The organism is Pseudomonas sp. FFPRI_1, assembly GCF_055384485.1.
In genome coordinates, this window is sequence record NZ_AP029168.1 from 2,437,712 (window position 1) to 2,454,015 (window position 16,304).

At 62.1% G+C, this 16,304-nt stretch carries 12 protein-coding genes, 1 other RNA gene and 1 pseudogene; 10 read left to right on the forward strand and 4 right to left on the reverse strand.

Going from position 1 to position 16,304, the window contains the following annotated elements; translation table 11 throughout:
* Nucleotides 1-61: 61 nt before the first annotated feature.
* From ACZ5BO_RS11060 to ACZ5BO_RS11090, 7 genes are all read left to right on the forward strand, one after another.
* On the forward strand, nt 62-721 hold the full coding sequence (locus tag ACZ5BO_RS11060; RefSeq protein WP_025128794.1) for a GntR family transcriptional regulator: 660 nt from the start codon (nt 62-64) through the stop codon (nt 719-721).
* A gap of 2 nt (nt 722-723) precedes the next feature.
* Complete coding sequence (gene smc, locus ACZ5BO_RS11065) at nt 724-4,212, forward strand: chromosome segregation protein SMC (protein ID WP_464699700.1); 3,489 nt, start codon at nt 724-726, stop codon at nt 4,210-4,212.
* A gap of 257 nt (nt 4,213-4,469) precedes the next feature.
* On the forward strand, nt 4,470-5,324 hold the full coding sequence (zipA, locus tag ACZ5BO_RS11070; RefSeq protein WP_464699702.1) for a cell division protein ZipA: 855 nt from the start codon (nt 4,470-4,472) through the stop codon (nt 5,322-5,324).
* A gap of 108 nt (nt 5,325-5,432) precedes the next feature.
* Nucleotides 5,433-7,805: an NAD-dependent DNA ligase LigA gene (gene ligA / locus ACZ5BO_RS11075; RefSeq protein ID WP_464699704.1), complete on the forward strand. Its 2,373-nt coding sequence runs from the start codon at nt 5,433-5,435 to the stop codon at nt 7,803-7,805.
* 115 nt (nt 7,806-7,920) lie between these two features.
* A complete protein-coding gene (locus ACZ5BO_RS11080) occupies nt 7,921-9,087 on the forward strand; it encodes a zinc-binding metallopeptidase family protein (RefSeq protein WP_464699706.1) in 1,167 nt (388 codons plus the stop codon).
* Nucleotides 9,088-9,395: 308 nt separating this feature from the next.
* Nucleotides 9,396-9,492: signal recognition particle sRNA small type (gene ffs / locus ACZ5BO_RS11085), an RNA gene on the forward strand.
* A gap of 257 nt (nt 9,493-9,749) precedes the next feature.
* Nucleotides 9,750-10,253, forward strand: a complete 504-nt coding sequence (locus ACZ5BO_RS11090; RefSeq protein WP_025128799.1) for a GrpB family protein — start codon at nt 9,750-9,752, stop codon at nt 10,251-10,253.
* A 193-nt stretch (nt 10,254-10,446) separates the two neighbouring features.
* Here the strand turns inward: ACZ5BO_RS11090 and ACZ5BO_RS11095 are convergent, their stop codons facing one another.
* Nucleotides 10,447-11,313: a LysR family transcriptional regulator gene (locus ACZ5BO_RS11095; RefSeq protein ID WP_464699708.1), complete on the reverse strand. Its 867-nt coding sequence runs from the start codon at nt 11,311-11,313 to the stop codon at nt 10,447-10,449.
* 101 nt (nt 11,314-11,414) lie between these two features.
* On the opposite strand from ACZ5BO_RS11095, the gene ACZ5BO_RS11100 reads away from it, so the two are divergent.
* Complete coding sequence (locus ACZ5BO_RS11100; protein WP_025128801.1) at nt 11,415-12,350, forward strand: DMT family transporter; 936 nt, start codon at nt 11,415-11,417, stop codon at nt 12,348-12,350.
* Between the two features lie 52 nt (nt 12,351-12,402).
* Here ACZ5BO_RS11100 and ACZ5BO_RS11105 read toward each other — a convergent pair whose 3' ends face one another.
* The 3 genes from ACZ5BO_RS11105 to ACZ5BO_RS11115 all read right to left on the reverse strand — a co-directional run bounded on the left by ACZ5BO_RS11105 (nt 12,403) and on the right by ACZ5BO_RS11115 (nt 14,279).
* Entirely contained in the window at nt 12,403-13,296 is an 894-nt protein-coding gene (locus ACZ5BO_RS11105; RefSeq protein WP_464699710.1) for a DUF2167 domain-containing protein, read from the reverse strand.
* A gap of 152 nt (nt 13,297-13,448) precedes the next feature.
* On the reverse strand, nt 13,449-13,820 hold the full coding sequence (locus ACZ5BO_RS11110; protein ID WP_464699712.1) for a VOC family protein: 372 nt from the start codon (nt 13,818-13,820) through the stop codon (nt 13,449-13,451).
* 144 nt (nt 13,821-13,964) lie between these two features.
* Entirely contained in the window at nt 13,965-14,279 is a 315-nt protein-coding gene (locus tag ACZ5BO_RS11115; RefSeq protein ID WP_025128804.1) for a helix-turn-helix domain-containing protein, read from the reverse strand.
* Between the two features lie 298 nt (nt 14,280-14,577).
* Between ACZ5BO_RS11115 and ACZ5BO_RS11120 the strand changes: the two are divergent.
* Nucleotides 14,578-15,006, forward strand: a pseudogene (locus ACZ5BO_RS11120) (PAS domain-containing protein); the annotation flags it as partial.
* Between the two features lie 174 nt (nt 15,007-15,180).
* Entirely contained in the window at nt 15,181-16,290 is a 1,110-nt protein-coding gene (locus tag ACZ5BO_RS11125) for a methyl-accepting chemotaxis protein (protein ID WP_464701226.1), read from the forward strand.
* Nucleotides 16,291-16,304: the final 14 nt, after the last annotated feature.

A 16,304-nucleotide genomic window follows, 5' to 3' on the forward strand; every position in this document is an offset into this window, starting at 1 on the left:
TGACCTAGCAATTGCGCTACACTGCGCGGCTTGTGCCGATTAAAGATTTTGAAGGAAAACCATGACGTTCAAGGCGCCGGACAGCCTCGCCGAGCAGATTGCTCACCACCTCGCCGAACGTATCATTCGCGGGGATCTCAAGCCTGGGGAGCGCATTCAGGAACAGAAGGTCACCTTGGCCCTCAATGTCAGCCGTGGTTCGGTTCGCGAGGCCTTGCTGATTCTCGAGCGTCGCCATCTGATCGCCATCCTGCCGCGCCGTGGCGCCCACGTGACCGAGCTCACCGAGCACAAGGTCCGCAGCCTCTGCACCCTGATGAGCGAGTTGTACATTCTGCTGGGCAACTCAGTCGCCAGCGGCTGGGCGCTGCAAAGCGACATGGCGCCATTCCTGCAGATCCAGCAGCGCCTGGAAGGGGCCTACGCACGCCAGGATATCCGGGCCTTCGTCGAAGACAGCTTCAGTGTGATGCGCGCGGCCTATCCCTTCGCCAACAACCCTTACCTGCAGGAAACCGTCGAGAACCTGCAGCCGGCCATGAGCCGTGCCTATTACTTGGCGCTGGATCAGCGCAAGGCGTCGATGAGCGAATACCTGGAGCTGTTCGAGCAGTTGCTGGCCGCTGTCCTGGCCCGTGACCTGCCGCAGATTCGCCAGGTGCTGACGGCCTACGCCCAGCGCAGCAGCGAACTGGTGGTATCTGCGTTGGCGGATGCGTAAACGTGCGACTCAAGTGCATCAAGCTGGCGGGGTTCAAGTCCTTCGTCGATCCGACCACGGTGAACTTCCCCAGTAACATGGCGGCGGTGGTCGGGCCCAATGGCTGCGGCAAGTCGAACATCATCGACGCCGTGCGCTGGGTTATGGGCGAAAGCTCGGCGAAAAACCTGCGCGGCGAGTCGATGACCGACGTCATCTTCAATGGCTCCACCAGCCGCAAGCCCGTGAGCCAGGCCAGCATCGAACTGGTGTTCGACAACTCCGACGGCACCCTGGTGGGCGAGTACGCCGCCTATGCGGAAATCTCCATCCGCCGCAAGGTGACCCGCGACAGCCAGAACAGCTATTTCCTCAACGGCGCCAAGTGCCGCCGGCGGGATATCACCGATATCTTCCTGGGTACCGGCCTGGGGCCGCGCAGCTACTCGATCATCGAGCAGGGCATGATCTCCAAGCTGATCGAGGCCAAGCCCGAGGATTTGCGCAACTTCATCGAGGAAGCGGCAGGCATCTCCAAGTACAAGGAGCGCCGGCGCGAGACGGAAAACCGCATCCGCCGCACCCACGAAAACTTGGCGCGCCTGACCGACCTGCGCGAAGAACTGGAGCGCCAGCTCGAACGCCTGCACCGCCAGGCCCAGGCCGCCGAGAAGTATCAGGAATACAAGGCCGAGGAGCGTCAGCTCAAGGCGCAACTGTCGGCCCTGCGTTGGCAGGCATTGAATGAACAGGTCGGCCAGCGCGAGTCGGTGATCGGCAGCCAGGAAGTCAGCTTCGAGGCCCTGGTGGCCGAGCAGCGCAATGCCGACGCGGCCATCGAGCGCTTTCGCGACGGCCACCACGAACTGTCCGAGCGCTTCAATCTGGTGCAGGGGCGCTTCTACTCGGTGGGCGGCGATATCGCCCGGGTCGAGCAGAGCATTCAGCACGGCCAGCAGCGCTTGCGCCAGTTGCAGGATGACCTCAAGGAAGCCGAGCGCGCGCGCCTGGAAACCGAATCGCACCTGGGCCACGACCGCACCTTGTTGGCGACCCTGGGGGAAGAGCTGGCGATGCTCGAGCCCGAGCAGGAAGTCACCGCCGCCGCTGCCGAGGAAGCCGCCGCGACCCTGGAAGACGCTGAAACCACCATGCACGGCTGGCAAGAGCAGTGGGACGCCTTCAACCTGAGTTCCGCCGAACCGCGGCGCCAGGCGGAAGTGCAGCAGTCGCGGATCCAGCAGCTCGAAGGCAGCATGGAGCGGCTGTCCGAGCGCCAGCGGCGTCTGGGGGAGGAGCGCGAGCTGCTCTCGGCCGATCCGGAAGATGCGGCGATTCTCGAACTCAATGAACAACTGTCCGCCAGCGAGGCGACCCTGGAAGACCTGCAGGCCAGTGAGGAGTCCCAGGTCGAGCGCCTGGAGCAACTGCGCCAGCAATTGCAGCAGGCGACCCAGGCGCAGCAGCAGGCCCAGGGTGAATTGCAGCGGCTCAACGGCCGGCTGGCCTCCCTGGAAGCCTTGCAGCAGGCCGCGCTGGATCCTGGCACCGGCACCGCCGAATGGTTGCGTGATCAGCAGTTGGCCGAGCGTCCGCGTCTGGCCGATGGCATGCACGTGGAAGCGGGGTGGGAGTTGGCGGTGGAAACCGTGCTCGGCGCCGATCTGCAGGCGGTGCTGGTGGATGATTTTGCCGGCATCGACCTGGCGGGCTTCCAGCAGGGTGACCTGCGTTTGCTGAGCCTGCAGGGGGATGCGTCGCGCATGCCCGGGAGCTTGTTGGACAAGGTGCAATCCGCAGTGGATCTGTCGCCCTGGCTGGGGCAGGTCAAGCCGGTGGAAAACCTCGAGCAGGCCCTGGCCCTGCGTGGGCAACTGGCATCTGGACAGAGCCTGATCAGCCGCGATGGGTACTGGGTGGGCCGGCATTTTCTGCGGGTGCGCCGCGCCAGTGAAGCGGAAAGTGGCGTGTTGGCGCGGGGGCAGGAAATCCAGCAATTGACCCTGGAGCGCGATGAGCTCGAAGCCCGTGTCGAGGCCCTGGAAAGCCAACTGCTCAACTTGCGGGCCCAGCAGCGCCAGCAGGAGAACGGTCGCGAACATCTGCGCCGTCTGCTGCAGGACGAGGCTCGCCAGCAGGGTGAGTTGAAAGCCCGGCTGTCTGCCGGCAAGGCCAAGGCCGAACAGTTGAGCCTGCGGCGCACCCGTCTCGATGAAGAGCTGGTGGAGCTTGGCGAGCAGCGTGAGCTGGAACACGAACAGATTGGCGAGGCGCGCCTGCAGTTGCAGGACGCCCTCGACAGCATGGCGCTGGATACCGAGCAGCGTGAGCTGCTGCTGGCCCAGCGTGACAGCCTGCGCGAGCGCCTGGACCGGGTGCGCCAGGAGGCGCGCCAGCACAAGGACCATGCACATCAGTTGGCAGTGCGCATGGGCTCGCTCAAGGCCCAGCATGACTCCACCCGGCAGGCCCTGGAGCGCCTGGAGCAGCAGTCCGAGCGCCTGACCGAGAAGCGCGAACAGCTCAACCTCAACCTGGAGGAGGGCGAGGCGCCGCTGGAGGAATTGCGTCTCAAGCTTGAAGAGCTGCTGGAAAAACGCATGACCGTGGACGTCGAGCTCAAGACCGCGCAAATCGCCATGGAGGATGCCGACCGGGAGCTGCGTGATGCCGAGAAGCGCCGTAGCCAGGCCGAACAGCAGTCGCAGTTGATCCGCGGTCAGCTCGAGCAGCAGCGCATGGAGTGGCAGGCCCTGAGCGTGCGCCGCAAGACTCTGCAGGAGCAGTTGCTGGCCGATGGTTACGATCTCGACGGAGTGCTGGCAACGCTGACCGGGGAGGCCAGCGAGCAGGCCGCCGAAGAGGAGCTGGAGCGTATTGCTGCGCGGATCCAGCGCTTGGGTGCGATCAACCTGGCGGCCATCGACGAGTACCAGCAGCAGTCCGAGCGCAAGCGTTATCTGGATGCCCAGGATGCGGATCTGGTGGAGGCTCTGGAAACCCTGGAAAACGTGATTCGCAAGATCGACAAGGAAACCCGTAATCGATTCAAGGATACCTTTGATCAGATTAACGGCGGTTTGCAGGCACTCTTTCCAAAAGTTTTCGGTGGCGGCAGCGCTTATTTGGAACTGACGGGCGAAGATTTACTCGATACAGGGGTGACGATCATGGCGCGTCCTCCGGGGAAGAAGAACAGCACCATTCATTTGCTTTCCGGTGGTGAGAAAGCATTGACCGCACTGGCCTTGGTGTTTGCCATCTTCAAATTGAATCCGGCGCCGTTCTGCATGCTTGACGAAGTTGACGCACCGCTGGATGACGCTAACGTTGGACGCTATGCCCGGTTGGTTAAAGAGATGTCGCAGACGGTGCAGTTCATCTATATCACCCACAACAAGATCGCCATGGAAATGGCTGATCAGTTGATGGGCGTGACGATGCATGAGCCCGGTTGTTCGCGCCTGGTGGCAGTGGATGTCGAGGAGGCGATGGCGATGGTGGATGCCTGAGTCCAGGGCGACTGAGGCGACTGTTGGGGGCAAGTCGGGGGATTTTCCCCATTGTCAGGTGGGCCAATCGATATATTGGCCCTAGGCATTGCGACAGACGGTGTAAAGTTGCCTTTGGTCGTGCTAGTTTAATGTCAATTTTTCCTATGCGTGGGCAAAACGCCATTCAGAACATAGAGTTGGCGCCACGTTTTAAAGCGGTTTGCAGATTGTAAACCCCTTATTTTTCAGCATTTTTTATAGAGGCACGGGATTACATGGAAATCGGTCTGCGCGAGTGGCTGATCGTCATCGGCATCATTGTTATCGCCGGTATTCTTTTTGATGGCTGGCGGCGTATGCGCGGCGGCAAGGGGAAGTTGAAATTCCGTCTTGATCGAAGTCTTTCCAATCTGCCTGACGATGAAAACGGCGGTGCCGAATTGCTGGGTCCGCCACGAGTGCTGGATACCCATAAAGAGCCGCAACTGGACGAGCATGACCTGCCGTCGGTGAGCATGCCCGCGCGTGAGCCACGAGAAGGCTCTTCCAAGCGCGGCAAGCGTGGTGGCGAACCGCACCAAGGCGACCTCAACCTGGACCTGGATCTGGACAGCGGCCCGAGCTTCAGCAGCCGTGACGATGACTTCCCGGCTGACGAAGGCAAGTCCGCAGCGCATGGCGACAAGGAACAACCGCAAGCTGAAGAAGTGCTGGTGATCAGTGTGATCTGTCGCGACGCTGCGGGCTTCAAGGGCCCGGCGCTGTTGCAGAACATTCTTGAAAGCGGCCTGCGTTTTGGCGAGATGGATATTTTCCACCGCCACGAAAGCATGGCCGGCAACGGCGAAGTGCTGTTCTCCATGGCCAACGCGGTCAAGCCTGGGGTGTTCGATCTTGATGACATCGACCATTTCAGCACGCCGGCCGTGAGCTTCTTCCTCGGCCTGCCGGGCCCGCGTCATCCGAAGCAGGCCTTCGACGTGATGGTGGCCGCGGCGCGCAAGCTGTCCCAGGAACTCAATGGTGAACTCAAGGACGACCAGCGCAGCGTGCTGACCGCCCAGACCATCGAGCATTACCGCCAGCGCATTGTCGAATTCGAGCGCCGCGCCCTGACCCAGAAGCGCTAAGCTTCAACAGCCGGCCCCTCCAGTAGGGGCCGGTTCATTAGCGAAGTCTTTGCCCCCATCTTCAGATCGAGCAGCCTAGGCTGCTCTTTTGCTTTATGAGAGAACCCCATGACCGCCGCCGAAACCCGCATTCTTGAGCTGCGCGCCGAGCTGGACCAGCACAACTACCGCTACCACGTACTCGATGAGCCGAGCATTCCTGACGTGGAGTACGACCGCTTGTACCACGAGCTCAAAGCTCTGGAAGCCGAGCATCCAGAACTGGTGACCAGCGATTCGCCGACCCAGCGGGTTGGCAGTGCGGCGCTCTCGGCCTTCACCCAGGTTCGGCATGAGATCCCCATGCTCAGCCTGGGCAACGCCTTTGAAGAAGTCGACATGCGCGAGTTCGATCGCCGGGTCAGCGAAGGCCTGGACCTGCCGGCCGGCGACCTGTTCGGTGGTGGCGCGGCGGTGGAGTACAGCTGCGAACCCAAGCTCGATGGCCTGGCGGTCAGCCTGCTGTATCAGGATGGCGTGCTGGTGCGCGGCGCCACCCGTGGGGACGGCACCACCGGTGAAGACATCAGCGTCAACGTGCGCACCGTGCGCAACATTCCCCTCAAGCTGCAAGGCAATGGCTGGCCGGCGACCATGGAAGTGCGCGGCGAAGTGTTCATGTCCAAGGCCGGTTTCGAGCGCTTGAACGCCGCGCAGCTGGAGTCGGGTGGCAAGACCTTCGCCAACCCGCGCAACGCTGCGGCAGGCAGCCTGCGCCAGCTGGATTCGAAGATCACCGCCAGCCGGCCGCTGGAGTTCTGTTGCTACGGGCTGGGCCAGGTCAGCGCAGAGATTGCCGACACCCATGTCGGCAATCTCGAGCAGTTGAAGCAGTGGGGCATGCCCATCAGTCGCGAGTTGCGGTTGGCCAGGGGTATCGATGAATGCCTGGACTACTACCGCGAGATCGGCGAACGCCGCAATGCACTGCCGTATGAAATCGACGGGGTGGTGTTCAAGGTCAACAGCATCGCCTCCCAGCGGGAGCTGGGCTTTCGGGCCCGGGAGCCGCGCTGGGCGATTGCCCACAAGTTCCCGGCCATGGAAGAGCTCACCGAGCTGCTGGACGTGGAGTTCCAGGTGGGCCGCACGGGGGCCGTGACCCCCGTGGCGCGTCTGAAGCCGGTCAAGGTGGCCGGGGTGACGGTGTCCAACGCCACCTTGCACAACATGGATGAAGTGGCGCGCCTGGGGCTGATGATCGGTGACACGGTGATCATCCGGCGTGCCGGGGATGTGATTCCGCAAGTGGTGCAGGTGGTTGCCGAGCGCCGCCCGGAGAGTGCCCGCGCGGTGCAGATTCCCGAAAACTGTCCGGTTTGTGGTTCTCACGTCGAGCGCACTCAGTTGGTCAAGCGCAGCAAGGGCCGCGAAACCCTCAGTGAAGGCGCGGTGTATCGCTGTGTGGGCCGCCTGGCCTGTGGGGCCCAGCTCAAGCAGGCGATCATCCACTTCGTTTCCCGGCGCGCCATGGACATTGAAGGCCTGGGAGACAAGACCATCGAACAACTGGTGGACGAAAAGCTCATCGCCTCCCCGGCGGATCTCTATCGGCTCAAGTACGAGCAGATCATCGATCTGGAGGGGTTTGCCGAGGTTTCCAGCAACAAGCTGCTCAAGGCCATCGAGGACAGCAAGCGTCCGGCCCTGGCGCGGTTCATCTATGCCCTGGGCATTCCCGATGTCGGCGAAGAGACTGCCAAGGTTCTGGCGCGCTCCCTGGGAACACTGGCGCGGGTTCAGCAGGCACTGCCCCAGGTGCTGACCTATCTGCCGGACGTGGGCCTTGAAGTGGCCCACGAGATCCACAGCTTTTTCGAAGACGGCCATAACCAGGAAGTGATCGGCGCCTTGCTGGCCGAGGATCAATGCGGCCTGGTGTTGCAGGACCAGGGCGAACTGGGGGCGGAGTTCTCCGCCAGCACGACCCTGGGCGGCATGCTCGACAAGCTTGGTATTCCTTCCGTAGGGCCCGGCGCAGCGCAGAAGCTGGCGGACAAGTTTGGCTCCCTGCAGGGTGTGATTGCTGCCGACTGGCTGGACATGCGTCAGGCCTTGCCGGAGAAACAGGCCAAGGCGGTGCGCGAGTTCTTCGACAATCCGGCCAATGCCCAGTTGGCTCAGGCGATCGAGCAACAGTTGCTGGACTTCGGCATGCACTGGCACAGCGCGAAGAAAGTGGTCGAGGGCTTGCCATTGGCGGGCCAGACCTGGGTGCTCACCGGCTCCCTGGAACTGATGAGTCGCGATGTGGCCAAGGAGAAACTGGAAAGCCTGGGAGCCAAGGTGGCCGGTTCCGTCTCGGCCAAGACCCATTGCGTTGTGGCCGGCCCCGGTGCGGGCTCCAAGCTGGCCAAGGCCAGTGAGCTGGGCCTGAAGGTGCTGGACGAAGAGGCATTCGTCGCCTTTCTCGACAAGCACGGTGTTTCCATTTCCGGCTGATCCGCAGGGACGCGCTTGTCGGTTCATCTACCGGCAAGCGAGTTTCGGCAAGGTCTGGGGAACGCTGGAGCGGCCAGGATGATCTAGTCTTGGCAAGCTTCAGGGGGAGTTCGACATGCACCGTTTCTTCGAGCAGCTCAGTTCGCGGATTGCCGCACCTTTCGTCGCTGATCGTTCACGCAACAGCAGAGTCTGCTCGTGCCGTTGCGGGCAGTCGCTGTTCTTTCGCAACAGCCAGTGCCTGGCCTGCTCGGCCCTGGTGGGCTATGAGCCGCAGTCGGGCTGCCTGTCTTCCCTGCAACCGGGGCCGGTCTTCGATACTTGGATACTGGATGCCGCACCGAAGGGCGAGGCCTTCAAGCGTTGCGCCAACCTCAACACTCCCGCCGCCTGTAATTGGCTGCTGCCGGCACACTTGGCCGGCACCCTGTGTGTGGCTTGTCGCCTCAATCGCACCATTCCCGACTTGTCTGTTCCCGAAAACCCGGAGCGCTGGCGCAAGGTCGAGATCGCCAAGCGCCGCCTGGTGGCGCAGCTGTTCGCCCTCGGGTTGCAGATGGTTCCCAAAAGCGAAGATGAAGAGCGGGGGCTGGCCTTTGATTTCATCGGCGCCGACCTGCAGGGCAGGGCGCCCACCACTGGGCATGCCAAGGGCTTGATCACCCTGGACATCAAGGAGGCCGATGACGCTCACCGTGAAGGGGTGCGGGCGCAGATGCACGAGCCTTACCGTACCCTGCTCGGGCACTTTCGCCATGAGGTGGGGCACTACTACTGGGATCGGCTGATTGCCCGCAGCGCCTGGCTGGAGCCCTTTCGCGGCCTGTTCGGAGACGAGCGCTACAGTTATGCCGAAGCCTTGGACCGGCATTACCAGAAAGGTGCGCCGAACGGTTGGCAGCAGAGCCATGTCAGTGCCTACGCCACTATGCATCCCTGGGAAGATTGGGCGGAAACCTGGGCTCACTACCTGCACATGATGGACGCGGTGGACACTGCCCTGGGGTTCGGTCTGAGTGCCCGGGACGTGGACCTCGACTACCAGCAGTTCCCCTTGAGTGCCCTGTACGATCCGCAACATCCGGGCGGCTTGGCGTTCCTGGCTTTCGTCAATGCCTGGATCGAGCTGGCTGGCATGCTCAATGAGCTGTCGCGGAGCATGGGCCAAGCGGATTTCTACCCCTTCATCCTGTCGCCGCCGGTGATTGCCAAGCTGCATTTCATTCACCTGGTGATCCAGCAGGAAGGTGGCCGGGCCGACGAAGTGCTGTCTCTGGACTGACCGGGTTGGCGTTGCCCGGGGAGCTGTTGGCGCAACCTGCGCTGGGCGCGGTAGTGGCTCTTGTCCTGAGCTGCCGAATCCGGCGGCAGGTTGGCGTCGCCGCAACTGGGCGTCATTCCCGGTCGGTCATCCGCCTGCCGCCGACTCGCTACCCGCGCGCGCGGGCTCACACCGGGTTCTCCCCCAAGGCAAGATCCAAGTGCTTGAAGCTCATCAGATTTTTTAATCTGCAACGAGCGGTTGTAAGTTCGATTCAGATAGGTACAATGGCGCGGCTCGCCGTCAGGTGAGCGTCGTTATGGTGACCCCATCGGTCCCCCCGCAACGATTACCCGTGAACCTGGTCAGAGCCGGAAGGCAGCAGCCACAGCGGGAACATTGTGTGCCGGGGTGTGGCTGGTGGGGTTGCCTCCATAACGCCCCTCGTTGGTCCTCGACGAGTGTGTTCAAGTTATTCGCACATTACACAGCCATGCAGCCTTTCCCGGTTGCGTGTTTTTTGTCGTTCGCGCATTTCTTTCGTGCAGCGCAGTGACGAATCCCTGTATGCCTGCCAAGGCGACGACTTTCCGGGTGAGGGAGCATTGCTGCCATCGCCCTCGGTTGTTGAATGGATGAATGCGTGATCTTTCCTGATTTGCCATGCGCAGCAAGGAGCAGTAATGGCGCTTACCAGCAAGATTTCTCCCTACGACGATCAGTGGCCCCAGGGCTTCATCAGCGAGAAAAAGCGCATAGCCAAGGGGTTCGGTGCCGAGCTCATGGCGATTCATCATGTCGGCAGCACGGCCGTGCCCGGGTTGGCGGCCAAGCCGGAAATCGACCTTCTGGCGGTGGTGTCCGAGCACAGGGATGTCACTGCCCGTATCGCCTTCATGATGGGCTTGGGTTATGTCCGGGGCTCGGATCTTTCGGCGGGTCATCACTTTTATCGGCGCGATGTCGATGGCGTACGCACCCACAAGGTGCATGTCTGTGTCCAGGGGCACGAGCAGATCGAGCGGATGCTGCGTTTTCGCGAGCTGTTGTGCCAGGACGATAGCCTTCGCCAGCAATACCAGGACTTGAAGCTGCAGCTTGAGGCCAGCAACCGCCAGGGCATTGGTGAGTACCTGGCGCAAAAGGCGCCCTTTATCCAGGCGCTGCTGGACCGGTATCGGCCGTGACAGGTGCCTGCTCGGACGCCAGGTCAGCGCCTGCAAATCCTCGGGCGACAGTCGGTGATACGGCGAAAGCGCATTGCCAGGCGTGAGCCCCGAGGCGTAGCCGCTGCTCGCGGCAATTTCGTCGCTGGTCATTGCTGCGCTTGAGCATCGCGCTGAAGCGCCGGCTCTATGTGTGCTGCACTATGGGTTGCGCTCAGGTCGCCCATTTTTCCCGCAGCAACTGGGCAAATGCATCCCTTGCGTTGTGCCGCGTGACATCCCGATGCCAGACAAAGCGGTTGTCCACGGGCAGCAGATCGTCGAAGCGCTGCACGGTCAGTGTGGCCGACTGTGAGTAGCGCTCCAGCACGCCTTGGGGAATCAGCGAGACGCCGGCGCCAACACTGACGCAGCCGATAATCGTGCCCCAACTGGCATATCCGGTAATCGGCAGGTTCAGTTCATGCCTGGCCAGCCAGTTTTCCAGGGCGCGGCGATAGGGGCAGCCTGTGGGCCACATGAACAGGTTCTGTCCCTGCAGATCGCCGGGGGTGCGGATCGGCGCGCTGGTGGCGCTGGAAATCAGCACCAGGGGCTCGCGATAGAGCACGGTCTGTTGCAGTTTCGCCGGCAGGTGGTCGATGGCCACCAGGGCGCCGTCGATGCGTTGGTGCTGCAACTCTTCAAAGAGTTGCGACCAGGTGCCGGTTGTCAGTTCCACACTCACGTTTGGGTAGCGCCGGTGGTATTGCGCCAGCAGCGGCGGCAAGCGCCCGCCCGCACAGGATTCGATCGAGCCCAGGCGCAGCAGGCCGCTGGGTTCGGCCTGGCCGTCCACTGCGTGCTTGGCTTCGTCCACCAGGGCCAGGATGCGTTCGCTGTAGCCGAGGAAGATTTCGCCGGCGGGGCTGATCTTCAGGCCGCGTCCGATGCGGTTGAACAGGACTGTGCCCAGCTCGCTTTCCAGCTGCTTGAGGCGGTTGGTGATGTTGGAGGGAACGCAGTGCAATTGCTCGGCCGCACGGGCAATGCTGCCGGTGCGGGCCACTGCTCTCACCATCTTCAATTGGGCCAGTTCCATTGCTCAGTTCCAGTGAGTGATTGGCTCAGTATCGGTTAATTGTAGTGAGGTGTTGAGGGCGGGACACTGGTTTTCCTCTTTTCTATGGGAATGCCTGTGTCGTGAAGATCTCGCCCGTGTTCAAGTTGGTGCTGGCCAGTGCTGCGGTGATTCTGTGCTGGGCCTATTCCCCGGTGGGGATCCATATTGGTCTGGAGGGCTACAGTCCCGGGCATCTGGCGTTGCTGCGCTTTCTGATCGCCTCGCTGTTCATGGGCGCAATGGCGCTGGTGTTGAACATTGCCCTGCCGCGCTGGCGCGATCTGCCCGGGTTGCTGGTGCTGGGCTTTTTTGCCATAGCCCTGCATCACGTCAGCCTCAATTATGGTCAGCAAGGCTTGAGTGCCGGGGCGTCCAGCGTACTGGCGCAGTCGGCGCCGATCTTCAGCACCCTGATTGCGTTTTTCTGGCTCAAGGAACCGGTCAGCGGTTGGCGCTGGGGCTGCGTGCTAGTGGGGATGCTGGGAGCAGTGATCGTGGTGATGGGTGACCAGGGGCTGGGAGCGGTCGAGGTCCATGGCTTGCTGGTATTGCTGGCGGCGTTTTCCTGGGGGCTGTACTTCGTGTTGCAGCGGCGTTTTTCCGGGCGCTACGGGGTGCTGACCACGGTCTGCTACATGGTTTGGAGCGGCACCCTGTTGTTGACGGTCTATGCGCCAGGGTTGGCCCGGGCGGTAGCGCTGGCTCCGTGGCGGGTCAATCTGGCGGTGCTGTTGCTGGGATTGTTTCCCAGTGCATTGGCGTACCTGGCCTGGGCCTATGTCCTGGCACGGGTGGAAGTCAGTCGGGCGTCGATCGCCATGTACCTGATTCCGCCAGTGGCGATGCTGCTGGCCGCGACGGTGCTGGGAGAGCAGGTGCAGTCCAGCGTGGTGCTGGGGGCGGCAGTGGTACTGGGCAGCGTGATGGCGATGCAGGGCGAGGGGCGTTGGCGGCAATGCCGTACCGTTGCGAGCGCGCCAGGGGTGAAGCCACTGGAGACTCGAGGGCGCGAGTAGCCTGGTTGCGCGTGACAACGCCCCGCGGGGCGGGGCGTTGTGCCAGGGCGGATCAGCCTTTTTTCTTGAACAGCCTGCCAATCAGCGCAGCGAGGGCGAGCACGCCCACGACAATGAATTTCTTGCCGGCCAGGAGCAGTACCCCAAGCTTGGCGAACAGCCCGGCCTTGCTGGCGATGCCGCCGGCCACCAGGGCGGCGAGTCCATAGGAGGCGAGCTTGTCGGTGCTCGGGTTGTAGTCGGCGTAGCGATTGCCGTCGGTGAAGTTGGTGAAGGCCAGGACCTTGGGGATTTCGCGCTTAATGGTCGGCAGGTCATCCATGGAGGCAACTGCATTGAGTTCCAGCACGCCTTCGCGGCCCAGTACGCGGATGCTGTAGTTCAGGGTGTTGCTCTCGGCGCCTTCGGCCTTGAGCTCGCGGGCCCAGTACATCTTGTGGGATTGCGCGTCGTAGCTGGGCTGTTCGGCCCAGCCCAGCAGGTGGATGGCGCCGTAGCCTTGTTCCTTGCGCTGCTTATTGTCTTCCTTGTCCGCCTCCTGCATCTGTTCGAGCAGTTCCTTGTAGTCGATCTTCGCCGCGTCATCGTCGGAGATATGACCGTCATCCTTGTAGCTGATGATTACGCCCCAGCCTTCGGCGGACAGCGGGCTGACCGCGCTGGGCACGATCATGCCCAGGGTGGTGAAACCGGGTGGGTTGCCCCAGCCCTCGGTCAGCAGCTTCTCGGTATCTTTGGGGGTGAGGTAGTAGAACTCGTTGCTCAGGTCGAGGCTGGCGATGTCTCCGGGCAGCTTGACCTTGCCGTGGCGTGGCGAGAGCGAAGCAAGGAACTGTTCGGCGCTCTGGGCCTCGGCGTCCTTGTTCTCGCTCGGTGCGTCGGCCAGGGCCAGGAATGAGGTGGCGCAGAGGACGGCCATGGCCATCAGGAGTCGCAGGTACTTCATCGTATTCCCTTACATTCTGTGACAAGTTGGCGGGGAGGATAACGATGAGCGCGCCTGGGCTCAATGAGACGTTTCTTTTTGTTTCCGGCGAGGACCAGGGGCGGAGCGTTGCGGGAAGGGCGCGGGGGCAGCGCCACTTCGCCGTGGGCGGGTCAGTCGAGGTTCAGGTACAGCACGCGCAAGCGGTGCCCGTCCGGGTCGAGGGCAACCAGGGTGTAGCCGAAATCCATCAAGGTGGGGGGCAGGGCAATGGTCATACCCAGGGCTTGCCAGTGCCGGTACAGTTCATCCACGGCTTCGCGGCTGTCCACCGCCCAGCCCAGCTCGCCGCCACCGCCGGTTGCCGCGGCGCTGGGCTCCACGGTGTGGCGGGACCACAGGCCGAGCTTGATGCCCGAATCGAGGATGAACAGGGCGAAGGTCTGCGATGATTCCACCGGCGACTTGTCCAGCAGGCGGCTGTAGAAGGCTGCACTGACGGCGGGGCTGTCCACGTAAAGCAGGAAATAGGTATGGGTGATCATGACGACTCCAGGCTCCTTGGGGCTGTGCGAAGGGCATCAGCTTATGCGCTGGGTCTGTCAGTTCCTGTCAGGAGTGGAGATTGAAAAGAGGCCCGTTTATCAGGGGGCGATAAGCGTGCCTCTTTTGTTGATGTGTTGCGGGGCTCAAGGCTTGGACAAGGCCTGGTCTACCGCTGCTATCAGCTTTCCCAGATCCTTCGGGGTGGCTTTGTGAATGACACCGAACAAATAAGCCCGCTGTTCCTCTTCGTCACCCAGATCGGCAAAGAAGGCTTTCAGCTTCACTCCCAGTGCTTCGGCTAGTAGAAATAGAGCTTCAACGCTGGGGGTGTAGGTGCCGGTTTCGAAGCGGCTGATGGTTTTTGGGTCAAAACCGGTTTTTTCACCTAGTTCAGCCTGAGTAAGCCCCGCTACCTTTCGATAGCGCTTGATGGCTGCACCCAAACTTGAAATTTGCATCGCTCAATTCCCATTTAGAATCAAGAACTTAACGATAAATATTGGCATTAGACAACACCACATCTCATCACCTTGCTTTGCAAAATGTGATGCATTTCGTAGAATCGGCGCTTCGGACAGGTATTTGGTGATCTAGTTTCAGAAGGCAGGTTTATGAAACAAGAAATCATTGCATTTCCCTTGTTCACCTAAACCGGGGGCTTGGCAGAGGCTCGAACGTCTCGTAAATCCCGCCAACGTGCCGTCCGCCGTCCCTACCTGACGCCTTATCTGATCCTAGTTGATCTCCGTCGAATCGATGGTCAACTGCCGCGCAAACCGCTGTACGGCTGCAATCAGGGCGAACTTACCGATTGAGTTGTACCGCCAGGAAAGTACATCGCGAATCAATCTATTACCGGTCTCCCGGTATCTGTTGATCGCAGGCTGTCTATGGAGTTCTAAAGTGCGTCTCAATTTGCCGGTCACCTCTGTTGAGCAGACCTTTCCCGACCAGCAGCGGCTCATATCCGCCACCGATACCAATAGTCACATCACCTATTGCAATGCCGAGTTTGCCGCCATGAGCGGATTCAGTCAGGCCGAGTTGATCGGCAGCACCCACAACCTGGTGCGTCATCCGGATATGCCCGCTGCGGTGTTCGAATCGATGTGGGGTTACCTCAAGGCCGGCCAGAGCTGGATGGGGGTCGTGAAGAACCGCTGCAAGAACGGCAACTTCTATTGGGTCAGCGCGTATGTCACGCCGATTCTCGAGAGCGGGCGGCTGGTAGGCTACGAGTCGGTCCGGGTCAAGCCGACGCGGCAGCAGGTCAGTCGTGCCGAGGCCTTGTATGCCCGGTTGCGTGCCGACAAGGCGCCGGTGTCTGCCTGGCGCCGCGTGGAAGCCGTTGCCCGCCCCTTGCTGCTGCCGGTGGCCTTGGCGCTGGGTTGTCTGGCGGCATTCACCTGGCTGCCGACGCTGGTAGCGCAGGGGGTGACGGTCGCGGCGTTCGTCGGGAGCGGTCTGCTGGCCCAGCGGCGCCTGGGGCAACAGCTCAAGCAAATCGTCAGCAGCACCCCCAACACCTTTGCCGACCCGATCTGTGCCCTGGCCTACAGTGATGCGCTGGGGCCGGCAGCGCAGTTGCAGATGATCCTGATCAGTGAGGAGGCGCGGCTGAAAACCGCCTTGACCCGCCTCAGTGACCTGGCCCGGCAGATGGCCACGGCCGCGGCCGACTCCAGCCAGTTGTCCAGCCGCACCGAGTCGGCCCTGTTGGAGCAGCGCGCGGAAACCGACATGACGGCTGCGGCCATGACCCAGATGGCGGCCTCGATCACCGAGGTTGCCGAACATGTGCAGCACACCGCCAGCGAGGCCCATACCGCCAATCTCCTGGCCCAGCAGGGCAGTCAGGTAGCGGGCACATCGCGCGATGCGATCCAGTTGCTGGCCCGCACGGTTACCCAGATCAACCAGGCGGTGGGCGACCTGGCCGGGCAGACCCAGGACATCATGGTGGCGGCAAGCATGATCCAGGCGATCGCCGACCAGACCAACTTGCTGGCCCTCAACGCAGCCATCGAGGCGGCTCGGGCCGGTGAGCAGGGACGCGGCTTTGCCGTGGTCGCCGACGAGGTGCGAGCCCTGGCCGGCAAGACACGCGAGTCGACCCAGCAGATCCAGGGCATCATCCAGAGCCTGCGGGCCGGGGCCGACGAAGCGGTACAGATCGCCAGTCTCGGCATCGAGGAGGCGGAGCAGGGCGTGCAGCAAGTGCTGCAGGCGCAACAGGCCTTGCAGGGCATTGGCGCTGCGGTCGAGCGCATCACCGACATGAGCCAGCAGATGGCCGCAGCCTCCCAGGAGCAGTCCCACGTCGCCGAATCGGTTTCCGAACAGATCAACAGTGTCGCCGCCACGGTGCAGCGCACTGCCGAGAACGCCAGCGCCGGAGTGGTTCGTGGCGCCGAGCTGGAAAACATCTCTTCCGGGCTGCGGGCCCTGGTCGAGCGGTTCAACCGCTAGCGACAGTGAGTTCG

Bases quoted from the DNA above. Each gene is read 5' to 3' on its own strand.
- ACZ5BO_RS11060 (WP_025128794.1), top strand. From the start codon at position 62: ATGACGTTCAAGGCGCCGGACAGCCTCGCCGAGCAGATTGCTCACCAC.
- ACZ5BO_RS11110 (WP_464699712.1), bottom strand. From the start codon at position 13,820: ATGATCACCCATACCTATTTCCTGCTTTACGTGGACAGCCCCGCCGTC.
- ACZ5BO_RS11090 (WP_025128799.1), top strand. From the start codon at position 9,750: ATGGCGCTTACCAGCAAGATTTCTCCCTACGACGATCAGTGGCCCCAG.
- ACZ5BO_RS11080 (WP_464699706.1), top strand. From the start codon at position 7,921: ATGCACCGTTTCTTCGAGCAGCTCAGTTCGCGGATTGCCGCACCTTTC.
- ACZ5BO_RS11095 (WP_464699708.1), bottom strand. From the start codon at position 11,313: ATGGAACTGGCCCAATTGAAGATGGTGAGAGCAGTGGCCCGCACCGGC.
- ACZ5BO_RS11105 (WP_464699710.1), bottom strand. From the start codon at position 13,296: ATGAAGTACCTGCGACTCCTGATGGCCATGGCCGTCCTCTGCGCCACC.
- zipA (WP_464699702.1), top strand. From the start codon at position 4,470: ATGGAAATCGGTCTGCGCGAGTGGCTGATCGTCATCGGCATCATTGTT.
- ligA (WP_464699704.1), top strand. From the start codon at position 5,433: ATGACCGCCGCCGAAACCCGCATTCTTGAGCTGCGCGCCGAGCTGGAC.
- ACZ5BO_RS11115 (WP_025128804.1), bottom strand. From the start codon at position 14,279: ATGCAAATTTCAAGTTTGGGTGCAGCCATCAAGCGCTATCGAAAGGTA.